We start from the raw sequence: 13,411 nt of genomic DNA, 5'->3' as shown, positions 1-13,411 counted from the left end.
CCTGGGCGCAGGCGCGCGGGGCCCGGAGTCGAAAGGTCGCGTTGGGTGTTTCGACTCCGCTTCGCCGCGCTCAACACGAAAGGCAAGAAATCCGTGGTTGCCGACACTCGCTGTACTCGACGCGACCGGATGCAAGCCTACCGAGACAGGTCGGCACTGCGGCACGGTTCGGCGCGGCTTGCTATGCTCGCGGGATGACCAGCAGTTCTTCCACCGCGATGCGCATGGCGCAGCGCTTTCGTGGCTTCCTTCCCGTGATCGTCGACGTCGAGACCGGCGGTTTCGATTGCGAACGCCATGCGCTGCTCGAGATCGCGATCTCCACCGTGCGCATGGACGACTCCGGCATCGTCCACGCCGATCCGGTCGTGTCGACCCACGTCGAGCCGTTCGCGGGTTCCGAACTGGATCCCAAATCGCTTGAGATCACCGGCATCGACCCGACTCATCCGCTGCGTGGCGCGCTGCCGGAGAAGGAAGCGCTCGACCTGGTCTTCCGACCGATCCGTGCCGCGATGCGCGAGAGCGATTGCCAGCGCGCGGTGCTGGTCGGGCACAACGCGGCGTTCGATCTCGGCTTCCTCAACGCCGCAATCCGCCGCACCGAGCACAAGCGCAGTCCGTTCCATCCGTTCAGCTGCTTCGACACCGTCTCGCTGGCCGGCCTCGCCTATGGCCAGACCGTGCTGAGTCGTGCGGTTGAGGCCTCGGGACGAGCATGGGACCCCCGCGAGGCGCATTCGGCCGTGTACGACACCGAGCGCACGGCCGAACTGTTCTGCGATATCGTCAACCGTTGGCGGCATCTGGAAACGAGCAATCGCCCGCTGGCGATGCCCGCGTGATGTCCGCATTGCATCTGTTTTTTGATTGGAGGATTGCGTGAACCCATTCAAGCAGCCACGCGCCGTGCGCGCCATCGCCCTGCTGCTGGCAACTGCCCTCGCCGGATTGCCGGCATTGGCGAGTGCCGCGCCGGCGCCGCAGGCAATCACGTTCGCCAAGGGATCCGACCACGCGTCGACCAAAGGCAAGCTGAAGGGCCCGGCCGACATCGTGCGCGAGTACACCGTCGACCTCGCCGCCGGACAAACGCTCCTCGTCGAAGTCAAGGACAAGAAGGAGACCACGTTCTTCAACGTGTTCCCGCCGGGCGCGCCTCACAGGGAAGGCGAAGGCAGGAGCAAGCTCGAAGTCAAGGCGCGCGTAGACGGCACCTACACCATTCGCCTGTTCCTCACCAATGGCGCGGCGATCAAGGGCGCCTCCGCCGCCTACGAGTTGACCGTCAAGAAGAGCTGAGCGGGCGCGCCGGGAAGTTGGATTCCCGGTCTCGCTTGATACAGCGACTCGTCGCGCGCATCTTTCCACCATGCCTATCCAGGAATACATCCCGCTCGATCCCCCTGGCTGCGCGCTGTGCTGCTACGGTTTCGAACGCCTGGAACGCGTCGCGGACCCGGTCCTGACCCACTGCACCGCATGCGGCCAGCCGGTGCGGCGCGTAGTGCATGCAGCGGCAGTGGTCAGCGGCCAGGCACATGTCCTGCGTGACGACCATGTCGCCAGGCACGGCTTCACGAAGTACCGACGCACGCAGAAGGGCCGCTACGAAAAGGTCGCCGGCGAGGGACCCGACACGATCGGGAGCGACTGATTGCAAGTTTCGGTCACATTCGCGTAGCCCAAAGCCGCCACCCAGTCGTTTGATTTCCCTTGATTTATGGCGATCCCCGGGATCCGGGAAGACGCCGTGAAACCTTTCTGTCACAAAACTCTCATCGTTCTGCAACTGCGCGGGCCTACAAAGCGCGGCATCGGCGAAAGCCGGTCCGCCTTTCCATGTGAGGAGTCCCGCGTGTCCAACTCGATCAAGTACCGCTTCATCGCGGCCGGTCTGGCGACCGTCATCGGCGCCGCGTCCGCGCAGGCCGCCGACATCACCGGTGCCGGTGCGACTTTCATCTATCCGATCCTGTCCAAGTGGTCGGACAGCTACAACAACGCCACCGGCAACAAGATCAACTACCAGTCAATCGGTTCCGGCGGCGGCATCGCGCAGATCAAGGCCGGCACGGTCGTGTTCGGTTCGTCGGACAAGCCGCTTTCGCCGAAGGAACTCGACGATGCCGGTCTCGCCCAGTTCCCGTCGGTGATCGGCGGCGTCGTGCCGGTCGTCAACATCGATGGCGTCGACGCCGGCAAGATCCGTTTCACCGGCCCGCTGCTCGCCGACATCTACCAGGGCAAGGTCACCAAGTGGAACGACCCGGCGATCACGCAGATCAATCCGGACCTCAAGCTCTCCGATGGGGCGATCACGATCGTGCATCGCTCGGACGGCTCGGGCACCACATTCAACTTCGTCAACTACCTGTCCAAGGTTTCGCCGGAATGGAAGTCGAAGGTCGGTGAAGGCACGGCGGTGTCATGGCCGGTCGGCGTCGGCGGCAAGGGCAACGAAGGCGTTGCCGCCTACGTCAAGCAGATCAAGGGTTCGATCGGCTACGTCGAACTCGCCTACGCGCTGCAGAACAAGATGACCTACGCCTCGGTGCAGAACGCCGCCGGCCAGTTCGTGCAGCCGAGCCTGACCAGCTTCCAGGCCGCCGCCGCGAGTGCCGACTGGAAGAACGCGCAGGACTTCTTCCTCGTGATCACCAACGCGCCGGGCGAGAACTCCTGGCCGATCACCGCGACGAACTTCATCCTCGTCTACAAGCAGCCGAAGAACAGCGCCGGCACCAAGGCCGCGCTCGATTTCTTCAAGTGGGCGTACGAGAACGGCGCGAGCCAGGCCGAGGAACTCGACTACGTGCCGCTGCCGAAGGCGCTGACCGAGCAGATCGAATCGTACTGGCAGGCACAGGTCAAGCTCTGAAAGTTTGACGTTCAGCAAGGCAGGTGCGGATGGGGATGGTGTTCCGCGGCCCACGTCACCGCGGGCACCATCCCTCTCTGCGACTTGCGACTGCGCCTATCCGAACCGCGACGACGACGCCATGGCCGCCAACAGCAACGCAATCACCGCTGCAACGAACGGCGCATTCGTCGACGCGGGTCGGCGCGATGTGCGTGATGCACGCGCCGACGCCATCTTCCGCTGGATCGTGGCCGCCGCGGGCATGCTCGTGCTCGCGGCGCTTGTCGGCACCGCGTTGTCGATGCTGTGGGGTGGTCGCGAAGCGTTCAGCACGTTCGGCTTGGGCTTTCTGTTCTCGACCGAATGGGATGCGGTCAACCACCAGTTCGGGGCGCTCGTGCCGATCTACGGCACGATCGTCACGGCACTCATCGCGATGCTGATCGCGGTGCCGGTCAGCTTCGGTATCGCGCTGTTCCTGACCGAGGTCGCGCCGAGCTGGTTGCGCGGACCGGTGTCCGCGGCGATCGAGCTGCTCGCCGGCATTCCTTCGATCATCTACGGCATGTGGGGCCTGTTCGTGTTCGTGCCGATCATGGGCGAATACGTGACGCCGTGGCTCAACGACCACCTCGGCCACTGGCCGTTGATCGGCGCGCTGTTCACCGGACCGCCGCTCGGCATCGGCATGCTGACCGCGGGCATCGTGCTCGCGATCATGGTGATCCCGTTCATCTCGTCGGTCATGCGCGAGGTATTCCTGACCGTGCCGACGCGCCTGAAGGAGTCCGCCTACGCGCTGGGCTCGACCACCTGGGAAGTCGTGTGGGACATCGTGCTGCCGTACACACGCTCGGCGGTGATCGGCGGCGTCTTCCTCGGCCTCGGGCGTGCGCTCGGCGAGACGATGGCGGTTACGTTCGTGCTCGGCAATGCACATCGATTGTCCGCGTCATTGCTCGAACCTGGCAACTCGATCGCGGCGACGATCGCCAACGAATTCACCGAAGCCGATTCCGAAATCTACCGCTCGTCGCTGATCGCCCTCGGGTTCCTGCTGTTCATCGTCACCTTCGTCGTGCTTGCCGCCGCGAAGCTCATGCTGCGCCGGCTGTCGCGACAGGAGGGCACGAAATGAGTGCCGTCGCCGATCGCCTCTATCGCAAGCGCCGTCTCGTCAACGGCTTCAACCTGATCGTGTCGGGCCTGTGCGCGGCATTCGGCCTGTTCTGGCTGGTGTGGATCCTGTGGACCACGCTGCGCCACGGCATCGCCGCGATGAAGCCCGGCCTGTTCACCCAGATGACGCCGCCGCCGGGTGCAGAAGGCGGTCTCGCGAATGCCTTGTTCGGCAGTCTCGTGATGAGCATTGCGGCGATCCTCATCGGCACGCCGATCGGTGTCGCCGCCGGCACCTGGCTGGCCGAGTTCGCGAAGAAGAAGGCGCTCGGAGAAACGGTCCGGTTCCTCAACGACATCCTGCTGTCGGCGCCGTCGATCGTGCTTGGCCTGTTCGTCTACACCCTGGTCGTGCGGCCGCTCGGCCACTTCTCCGGCTGGGCCGGCGCGATCGCGCTGGCGCTGATCGTGATTCCGGTGGTCGTGCGCACCACCGATGAAATGCTGCAACTGGTCCCGAGCACGATGCGCGAAGCCGCCCTTTCGCTCGGCATCCCGCAGTGGAAGGTGACGTTGCAGGTGCTGTACCGCTCCGCCCTGCCCGGCATCGTCACCGGGATCCTGCTCGCGCTCGCACGCATCAGCGGCGAAACCGCTCCCCTGCTCTTCACCGCGCTCAACAACCAGTACTGGAGCCACGACATGAGCGCGCCGATGGCGAGCATGCCGGTGGTGATCTTCCAGTACGCGATGAGCCCGTACGAATCTTGGCAGGCGCTCGCCTGGGCGGGCGCGTTCGTGGTCACCGTGTTCGTCCTGCTCCTCAGCATCCTCTCCCGCGCGATCCTGCTGCGCAACAAGGTCTCCCATGACTGACGCCCACTTCGCCGTATCGTCCACGGCCGCGCCGGCCGGCGCCGTCGCATCCGTGCAGGCGGTGCGCCCCAAGATGGCTGCGCGCAACCTCGAGTTTTACTACGACGGCTTCCGCGCGTTGAAGGATGTCAACTTCGACATCGCCGAGAAGCGCGTGACGGCACTGATCGGGCCATCCGGTTGCGGCAAGTCGACGTTGCTGCGCGTGTTCAACCGGATCTACTCGATCTACCCGAAGCTCGTGGCGAAGGGCGAAGTGCTGCTCGATGGCGAGAACGTCCTCGATCCGAAGTTCCCCCTGAACCGGCTGCGCTCGAAGGTCGGCATGGTGTTCCAGAAGCCGGTGCCGTTCCCGATGTCGATCTACGACAACATCGCCTACGGCATCCGCCACCACGAGAAGCTGTCGAAGAGCGAGATGGACGTGCGCGTAGAGCAGGCGCTGACCCAGGGCGCGCTGTGGGGCGAGGTCAAGGACAAGCTCAAGCAGAGCGCGCTCGGTCTCTCCGGCGGCCAGCAGCAGAGACTTTGCATCGCGCGCGCGATCGCGCTGCGTCCCGAGGTGTTGCTGCTCGACGAGCCGACTTCGGCGCTGGATCCGATCGCGACGGGCAAGATCGAGCAACTGATCTCCGAACTAAAGGAGCACTTCACGATCGCGATCGTCACACACAACATGCAGCAGGCCGCGCGCTGCTCCGACTTCACCGCATTCATGTATCTCGGCGAATTGGTCGAGTTCGGCGACACCGAACTGCTGTTCACCAAGCCTGCGAAAAAGCAGACCGAGGACTACATCACCGGCCGCTTCGGCTGACAGCGCGTCCCACCGCCCATCGCTCACAGGTTCTCCATGAACGCCCCCACGCAATCGCACGACCATATCGTCAAGAGCTACGACGACGAGCTAAAGCGCCTAACCGGCGAGTTGCAGCGCATGGGTCGGCTCGCGCTCGACCAACTGGACGCGGCGATCGACGCCGTGATGGCGCGTGACAGCCACGTCGCGATGAAGATCGTGCACAACGACGCGACCATCGACGCACTCGAACACGAGATCAGCCACGACGTCGTGCGCCTGCTCGCGCTGCGCCAACCGATGGCTCGCGACCTGCGCGACATCCTCGCCGCGTTGCGCATCGCTGCCGACATCGAACGCATCGGCGACTACGCGGCCAATGTCGCCAAGCGCTCGCTGATCCTGAATCAGTCCGCCCCGGTGCAACTCGCCAGCGCGTTGCCGCGTCTCGCACGCATCGCGCAGGGACTGGTCGAGGACGTCCTCGTCGCCTATCGCGAGAGCGACGCTGACAAGGCCCTCGAGGCGTGGGCGCGCGACGAGGAACTCGATGAGCAGTACACCGGCCTGTTCCGCGAGCTGTTGACCTACATGATGGAAGACCCGCGCAACATCACGCCGTGCACGCACCTGCTGTTCATGGCGAAGAACCTAGAGCGCATCGGCGACCACGCGACCAACATCGCCGAGAGCGTGTACTTCCTCGTGCACGGCGCACAGATCACCCAGACGCGTCGCAAGGGCGACGCCACCACGGTACTGCCGCTCGACGATCCGCGCTGAGGCTTGCGCGTCCGCGAATGGCCCGCGTCAACGGGAGGGCCTGGCCTGTTTCGCCTTGCGCTGGCGCAAGGTTTCGAACAGCACGATACCGGTCGCGACCGAAACATTGAGGCTTTCGATGTCGCCCTGCATCGGAATCTTCGCGACGAAATCGCAGTTCTCGCGCGTCAGGCGGCGCATGCCCTCGCCTTCGCCGCCGAGGACCACGGCGATCGGGCCATCCAGATCGACCGCATAGACCGACTGCTCCGTGTCGCCGGCAAGGCCGACCAGCCACACGCCGGCATCCTTGAGCGCCTTGAGCGCACGCGCGAGGTTGGTCGCCGCGACGATCGGCACGCGATCGGCCGCACCCGCCGACGCACGCCTGACCGTTGGCGTCACGCCCACCGCGCGGTCCTTCGGCACCACGACCGCGGTCACGCCGGCCGCCTCGGCACTGCGCAGGCACGCACCGAAGTTGTGCGGATCGGTCACGCCATCGAGCACGAGCACCAGCGCATCGCGCCCCGCGGCCTCGACCAGGCCGGCCAGTGCCGAGTCCGGCAGCGCGGCCGGCGCGTTGTAGCGCGCGACCACGCCCTGGTGGCGACCGCCGCCGGTCATCTTGTCGAGCGCGGCACGATCGCGCGCATGCGGTTTCACGCCAAGCTCGCGGGCGCGCTCACCGAGTTCCTTCACGCGCGCATTCTGCGTGCCGTTTTCGATGTACAGCTCGACGAGGTTGCCGACGTCGTGGTTCAACGCGGCTTCGACCGCGTGGATACCGATAAGGAGTTCATTGCTCATTGACGGCTTGGGGCTTGTGACTGAGGTCGGGGAGTGTAGGAGCCCGCCCTGCGGGCGACCAGAGGAACGTCGAATCCGGACTCGCAAGTCGGGCTTGGCGTGGGAGCGGCGGGAGCCGCGATGCTCTTCGTCCGGCGGGCGGAAGAAAAAGCATCGCGGCTTCCGCCGCTCCCACACAAGACGCCTAGCGCCCGCTGACGAGCCGGAAGTCGATCTTGCGATCCTCCAGGCTTGCGCGCAGCACCTGCACGCGCACCTCGTCGCCGAGGCGGAACTTCAGGCCGCGCCGCTCGCCGGTGAGCAGGCGCCGCGTCGCGTCGAAATGGTAGTAGTCGTTCGGCAGCTGGGTGATGTGCACGAGACCGCTGATCTTCGATTCCGTCAATTCCACGAACAGGCCGAACGATGCGACGCCGGAGACGATGCCGGCGAACTCGCTGCCGACATGCTTCTCCATCCATGCGCACTTGTACCGCTCATCGACATCCCGCTGGGCTTCGTCGGCGCGTCGCTCGTTGTGCGAGCAGTGCACGCACTGGCTCGCCATGTTGCTCGGGCTGTACTCGTATGCGGACGGCTTGCCGCCTCCGAGTGCGTAGCGGATTGCACGGTGCACGAGCAGGTCCGGATAGCGACGGATCGGCGAAGTGAAATGCGTGTAGGACGACAAACCGAGACCGAAATGCCCCGGATGTTCCGGTTGGTAGACCGCGAGGCTCTGCGACCGCAACAGCACCGATTCGATCAGGCTCGCGTCCGGGCGCTTGCGCACCTTCTTCAGCAAGGCGGAGAAATCGCCCGGCGTCACCTGCTCGATCGGCGGCAGGGTCAGCTTGAACTCACGCAGGAATTCGAGCAGGTCGTCGTACTTGGAGGCCGGCGGCGGCGCATGCACGCGATAAGGCGCTGGAATCTGGCGCTTCTGCAGGTACTTCGCGGCCTCGACGTTTGCCGCGATCATGCACTCCTCGATCAACTTGTGCGCGTCGTTGCGCTCATAGGAGCCGAGCTGCACGACTTCGCCGCCAACCCCGAGCCGGAACGAAACCTCGCGGCTTTCGAAATCGATCGCGCCGCGGCGCTGGCGCGCTTTCGCGAACAACTTGTACAACTGGTGCAGATGCTTGAGCTGCGGCAGCACGTCGGCAAGCTCGGCGCGCGCATCGGCATCCTTCTCGCCGATCGCCTGCCACACGCGGGTGTAGGTCAGGCGTGCACGCGAACGCATCACCGCCGTGTAGAACTTCGAGCGCGTCACCTCGCCCTCGTGGTCGACCTGCATCTCGCACGCCATGCAAAGGCGCTCGACCTTCGGCTTGAGCGAGCAGATGCCGTTCGACAGCGTCTCCGGAAGCATCGGCACAACGAAGCCCGGGAAATACACCGAGGTTGAGCGGTTGTACGCCTCGGCGTCGAGCGGCGTGCCGGGAATGACGTAGTGCGAGACGTCCGCGATCGCGACGATCAGGCGGAAACCGTGCTCGTTCGGCTCGGCCCATACCGCGTCGTCAAAATCCTTCGCATCCTCGCCATCGATGGTGACCAGCGGCACATTGCGCAGATCGACGCGTCCGGCGATCTCGGCTGCCGAAACTTCCGGCTCGACCTGCGCCGCATCGCGCAGGGCCGCGGCGGGCCATTCATGCGGCAGGTCGTGGCTGGCGATCGCCATCTCGACCACCAGTGAAGGCGTCAGGCGTTCGCCGAGCACACTGAGGATGCGCCCCATCGGCCCACGCTGGCTGGTCGGCTGGTCGGTGATTTCGACCACCACGATCTGGCCGGAACGCGCGCCCCGCTCCTTGCCCGGCGTGATCAGGATGTCCTGATGCAGACGGCGATCATCCGGCGCGACGAGCACGAGGCCGTTCTCCTCGACGACCCGACCGACCAGACGCGGCGACCGACGTTCGAGCACCTCGACGATCGCACCCTGGCTGCGCCCGCGGCGGTCGACACCGACCACGCTCGCGAGCACGCGGTCGCCGTGCAGCACCTTGCGCATCTCGGCCGGCGACAGGTACAGGTCTTCACCGCCCTCTTCCGGACGCAGGAAGCCGAAACCCTCGGCATTCGCGATCACGCTGCCGCGGATGAGGTCGAGCTTGGTGGCGACGCCGTAGCCGCCACGACGGTTCTGGATCAGCTGGCCGTCGCGCAACATCGCGCCCAGCCGGCGCGAGAGCGCGTCGAGATCCGGCGGAGCGGAAAGATGCAGCGCGCGGGCGAGTGTTTCGATCGTCATCAACTCGCCCTGCTTTTCGAGCAGCGCGAGGATCGCTTCGCGACTGGCGATCGGCCGCTCGTAGCGACTCGCCTCGCGATCGGCATACGGATCATGCACCTTCGGCCCCGACCGACGCGGCAGCGGCGGCAACTGCTCCGGCATGAACGTCGGCAGCGGCGCCTTCCTGCCCGGCATGCGGGCGTCGCGCGCGGTGCCGGCGGATGCGGAGCCGCCCTTGGCGCTGCCCGAGGCTGTGCGCTGCGGCGTGGATTTCGGAGCGCCGGATCGCTTGCCCGGGCCGCGCTTGTTGCGTGCCTGCGGATCGCCCGAACCCGTTGTCTTTCTCCTTTTCAAATCAAATTCCCTCTCGTGGATCGCCAGCGTCGCCGAGTGCTCCCATGATTGCAAGCAACATGCGTTGACAGCCCGCGGCGCGGCCAGTATCGTTCGCGCCCCCGGCAGGCCCTGCCCGTCGGGTTGGCCCAGGTGGCGGAATTGGTAGACGCACTAGTTTCAGGTACTAGCGGGTAAAACCGTGGAGGTTCGAGTCCTCTCCTGGGCACCAACGAATGCATGAACGAAGCCCGCCCTGCGCGGGCTTCTTTCGTTTGCGCGCGCGGACGGGCGAACACGGCCACGATGCGACGGGATCGCGGAACGCCACCGGCGCGACTGCTATACTTCCAAGGTCCACGGTTCGCGGTGGGAGAAGCGGTCCCCCGGGACCGCTGCCGAAGGCGCAACGCCCGTAATCGCTCAGGCCCTGTACCACCGCGCACGGACACTCTGGAGAGACCGGCTGCCGAGATCGGCACGAACCGGCGCCGAAGGGGCAAGAGGCAGAGCCGGCAAGGCCTGTCTCCAAACTCTCAGGCAAAAGGACAGAGGGGCGCCCGGCGTGCGGCCTCGCACGCGCCACAGCGGACGCCTTTGCCCATGAACCAGACCAACTCGTCTTCCCTGCGCCACCTCGAACACCACGCCTCGTTCCTGGAGCGGCACATCGGGCCTAACGACGCCGAGATCGCGCGCATGCTCCGCACGATCGGCCATGCCTCGCTCGACGCAATGACCGATGCGATCGTGCCCGGCAGCATCAAGTCGGCCAGTCCGCTCGCGCTGCCCGCGCCGATCAGCGAAGTCGAGGCGATCACGAAGATCCGCGCGATCGCCGACAAGAACCAGGTGTTCAAGTCGTTCATCGGCCAGGGCTACTACGGCACCCACACGCCGAACGTCATCCTGCGCAACATCCTCGAGAACCCGGCCTGGTACACCGCGTACACGCCGTACCAGGCGGAGATCTCGCAAGGGCGCATGGAAGCCTTGATCAACTTCCAGACGATGTGCGCGGACCTGACCGGCATGGAGATCGCGAACGCGTCCCTGCTCGACGAGGCGACCGCCTGCGCAGAGGCGATGACGCTCGCCAAGCGTTCCTGCAAGTCGAAGTCGAACACGTTCTTCGTTTCGTCCGGCGTGCATCCGCAATCGATCGAGCTGATCCGCACCCGCGCCGAGCCGCTCGGCATCGACGTCGTGGTCGGCAACGACGCCGCGGCGCGCGATACCGATGCGTTCGGCGTGTTGCTCCAGTATCCCGATACCTTCGGCCAGGTAGGCGACTACAAGGCGGTCGCCGACGCCGTGCACGCGCGAGGCGGACTCGTCGCGGTCGCAACCGACCTGCTCGCGCTGACCCTGCTCGCCGCGCCCGGCGAATGGGGCGCGGACATCGTTGTCGGCAATTCGCAGCGCTTTGGCGTGCCGTTCGGTTACGGGGGGCCGCACGCAGCGTTCATGGCCTGTCGTGACGCATACAAGCGCTCGATGCCGGGCCGCCTGATCGGCGTGTCGATCGACGCCGAAGGAAACCCTGCCTACCGCCTCACGTTGCAGACGCGCGAACAGCACATCCGGCGCGAGAAGGCGACTTCGAACATCTGCACCGCACAAGTGCTGCTCGCGGTGATGGCCAGCATGTACGCGGTCTACCACGGCCCGGATGGCCTCGTCCGCATTGCGCGCCGCGTGCATCGCCTAGCCGCGATCCTCGCCGCGGCTCTGCGCAAGGCCGGCGTCAACGTCGCGGGCGACCACTTCGACACGCTGCATGTGACCCAGGTAGATGCCGCGGCGATCCATGCAAAAGCCGCCGCGGCGCGCATCAACCTGCGCGCCATCGATGCCGGCAGCGTCGGCATCAGCCTCGACGAGACGACCACGCGCGCCGACGTTGCCGCCATCGCGGCGCTGTTCGGCGCCACCGCGGTCGACATCGACGCCCTCGATGCAGCCACGCCGGATGCGTTGCCCTCGACGCTGAAGCGCACGTCCGGGTTCCTCCTGCATCCGGTGTTCAACACGCATCACAGCGAGCACGAGTTGCTGCGTTACATGCGCGCGCTCGCCGACAAGGACCTCGCGATGGATCGCACGATGATTCCGCTCGGCTCCTGCACGATGAAGCTCAACGCAACGGCCGAGATGATCCCGGTCACGTGGCCGGAGTTCGGCGGCATCCATCCACTCGCGCCCGCAACACAGGCGCAGGGCTACAAGGAACTCATCGACGGTCTGGAGGCGATGCTGGTCGAATGCACCGGCTACGACGCGGTCAGCCTGCAGCCGAACTCCGGCGCGCAGGGCGAATATGCCGGCCTTCTGGCGATCCGCGCGTACCACCGCTCGCGCGGCGAGGCGCACCGCGATATCTGCCTGATCCCCGATTCCGCACACGGCACCAACCCGGCTTCGGCGCAGATGTGCGGCATGACCGTCGTCGTCACCAAGACCGACAGCAACGGCAACGTCGATGTCGAGGACATCCGCCGCAACGCCGAGAAGTACAGCGACCGCCTCGCCGCGATCATGATGACCTACCCGTCCACGCACGGCGTGTTCGAGGAGGAAGTCGTCGAGATCTGCGAAATCATCCACCAGCACGGCGGCCAGGTGTACACCGACGGCGCGAACATGAACGCGCTGGTCGGCGTCGCCAAGCCCGGCAAGTGGGGATCGGACGTCTCGCACCTCAACCTGCACAAGACGTTCTGCATCCCGCATGGCGGCGGCGGCCCCGGCGTCGGTCCGTGCGCCGTGAAATCCCACCTGGCGCCGTTCCTGCCGAGGGCGCTGGCAAACGACGGCCTGCGCACGCAAGGCGTGGGCAATGGCGACGTCGGCATGGTCAGCGCGGCGACCTTCGGCTCCGCCTCGATCCTGCCGATCAGCTGGATGTATGTCGTGATGATGGGCGCCGAAGGCCTGCGCAAGGCAACCCAGGTCGCGTTGCTCAACGCGAACTACATCGCGAAGCGCCTCGCGCCGCACTATGAAACGCTCTACACAGGACGCAACGGACTCGTCGCGCACGAATGCATCCTCGACCTGCGCCCGATCAAGGACGCGACCGGTGTCAGCGCCGAAGACGTCGCCAAGCGCCTCATCGACTTCGGTTTCCACGCGCCGACGCTGAGCTTCCCGGTCGCGGGCACGCTGATGGTCGAGCCGACCGAAAGCGAATCACTGCATGAACTCGACCGTTTCATCGACGCGATGATCCAGATCCGCGACGAGATCCGCGCGATCGAGGACGGTCGTCTCGACCGCGAAGACAACCCGCTGAAGAACGCGCCGCACACGGCGACGATGGTCGCGGGCAGCGAGTGGACCCACCCCTATCCGCGTGAGCTGGCCGTGTTCCCGCTTGCCGTGCTGAAACGGCAGAAATACTGGCCACCGGTCGCACGCGTCGACAATGTGCATGGCGACAAGAACGTGATGTGCGCCTGCATCCCGGTGGATGCGTACAAGGAAGACGCCGAGGCCTGACGGCGGCTGACCGCGGATGCCCTTGCTCGGGCGTCCGCGTGCCCCGCGCGCGGAAACGATGCACTCGTGCATACTTGCCGGGTCGTCCACTTTTGCGGGACCCGGCGAGGAGCGCACGAGC

General features: G+C 65.7%; 10 protein-coding genes, 1 tRNA gene, 1 pseudogene and 2 riboswitches. Of the genes and pseudogenes, 10 read left to right on the top strand and 2 right to left on the bottom strand.

Annotation, left to right across the window (positions count from 1 at the left end):
• Positions 1–194 precede the first annotated feature (194 nt).
• The 8 genes from rnt (at position 195) to phoU (ending at position 6,440) form a co-directional block, all read left to right on the top strand.
• Complete coding sequence (rnt, locus tag ACILRJ_RS05630) at positions 195–845, top strand: ribonuclease T (protein WP_395681238.1); 651 nt, start codon at positions 195–197, stop codon at positions 843–845.
• Between the two features lie 37 nt (positions 846–882).
• Positions 883–1,302: a hypothetical protein gene (locus ACILRJ_RS05625; protein WP_395681236.1), complete on the top strand. Its 420-nt coding sequence runs from the start codon at positions 883–885 to the stop codon at positions 1,300–1,302.
• A gap of 70 nt (positions 1,303–1,372) precedes the next feature.
• Positions 1,373–1,657, top strand: a complete 285-nt coding sequence (locus tag ACILRJ_RS05620) for a hypothetical protein (protein ID WP_395681234.1) — start codon at positions 1,373–1,375, stop codon at positions 1,655–1,657.
• Positions 1,658–1,870: 213 nt separating this feature from the next.
• Positions 1,871–2,881, top strand: a complete 1,011-nt coding sequence (gene pstS / locus ACILRJ_RS05615; protein ID WP_395682044.1) for a phosphate ABC transporter substrate-binding protein PstS — start codon at positions 1,871–1,873, stop codon at positions 2,879–2,881.
• Between the two features lie 121 nt (positions 2,882–3,002).
• Complete coding sequence (gene pstC / locus ACILRJ_RS05610; RefSeq protein ID WP_395681232.1) at positions 3,003–4,001, top strand: phosphate ABC transporter permease subunit PstC; 999 nt, start codon at positions 3,003–3,005, stop codon at positions 3,999–4,001.
• The gene (gene pstA / locus ACILRJ_RS05605; protein WP_395681230.1) at positions 3,998–4,858 is read left to right on the top strand and encodes a phosphate ABC transporter permease PstA; all 861 of its coding nucleotides are present in this window, start codon (positions 3,998–4,000) and stop codon (positions 4,856–4,858) included. The genes pstC and pstA overlap by 4 nt, the downstream gene beginning before the upstream one ends.
• A complete protein-coding gene (gene pstB, locus ACILRJ_RS05600; RefSeq protein WP_395681228.1) occupies positions 4,851–5,675 on the top strand; it encodes a phosphate ABC transporter ATP-binding protein PstB in 825 nt (274 codons plus the stop codon). Before pstA ends, pstB begins: the two co-directional genes overlap by 8 nt.
• Positions 5,676–5,711: 36 nt before the next feature.
• Positions 5,712–6,440, top strand: coding sequence for a phosphate signaling complex protein PhoU (gene phoU, locus ACILRJ_RS05595; RefSeq protein ID WP_395681226.1), 729 nt, complete (start codon positions 5,712–5,714; stop codon positions 6,438–6,440).
• Between the two features lie 27 nt (positions 6,441–6,467).
• On the opposite strand, the gene rlmB is transcribed toward phoU, so the two are convergent.
• Positions 6,468–7,229: a 23S rRNA (guanosine(2251)-2'-O)-methyltransferase RlmB gene (rlmB, locus tag ACILRJ_RS05590; RefSeq protein WP_395681224.1), complete on the bottom strand. Its 762-nt coding sequence runs from the start codon at positions 7,227–7,229 to the stop codon at positions 6,468–6,470.
• Positions 7,230–7,428: 199 nt separating this feature from the next.
• Positions 7,429–9,810, bottom strand: a pseudogene (rnr, locus tag ACILRJ_RS05585) (ribonuclease R); the annotation flags it as partial.
• 126 nt (positions 9,811–9,936) lie between these two features.
• Here rnr and ACILRJ_RS05580 point away from each other — a divergent pair.
• Both ACILRJ_RS05580 and gcvP read left to right on the top strand, forming a co-directional pair.
• Positions 9,937–10,021, top strand: a tRNA-Leu gene (locus tag ACILRJ_RS05580).
• Positions 10,022–10,149: 128 nt separating this feature from the next.
• Positions 10,150–10,237, top strand: a riboswitch (glycine riboswitch).
• A gap of 1 nt (position 10,238) precedes the next feature.
• Positions 10,239–10,345: riboswitch (glycine riboswitch) on the top strand.
• 47 nt (positions 10,346–10,392) lie between these two features.
• The gene (gcvP, locus tag ACILRJ_RS05575; RefSeq protein WP_395681223.1) at positions 10,393–13,290 is read left to right on the top strand and encodes an aminomethyl-transferring glycine dehydrogenase; all 2,898 of its coding nucleotides are present in this window, start codon (positions 10,393–10,395) and stop codon (positions 13,288–13,290) included.
• The last annotated feature ends 121 nt before the right edge of the window (positions 13,291–13,411 follow it).

The sequence above is a fragment of the Dokdonella sp. genome (assembly GCF_044227025.1).
Taxonomy (GTDB): domain Bacteria; phylum Pseudomonadota; class Gammaproteobacteria; order Xanthomonadales; family Rhodanobacteraceae; genus Dokdonella_A.
Note: the sequence above shows the minus strand (reverse complement) of the source record. Positions and strands in the feature narration are given on the sequence as shown.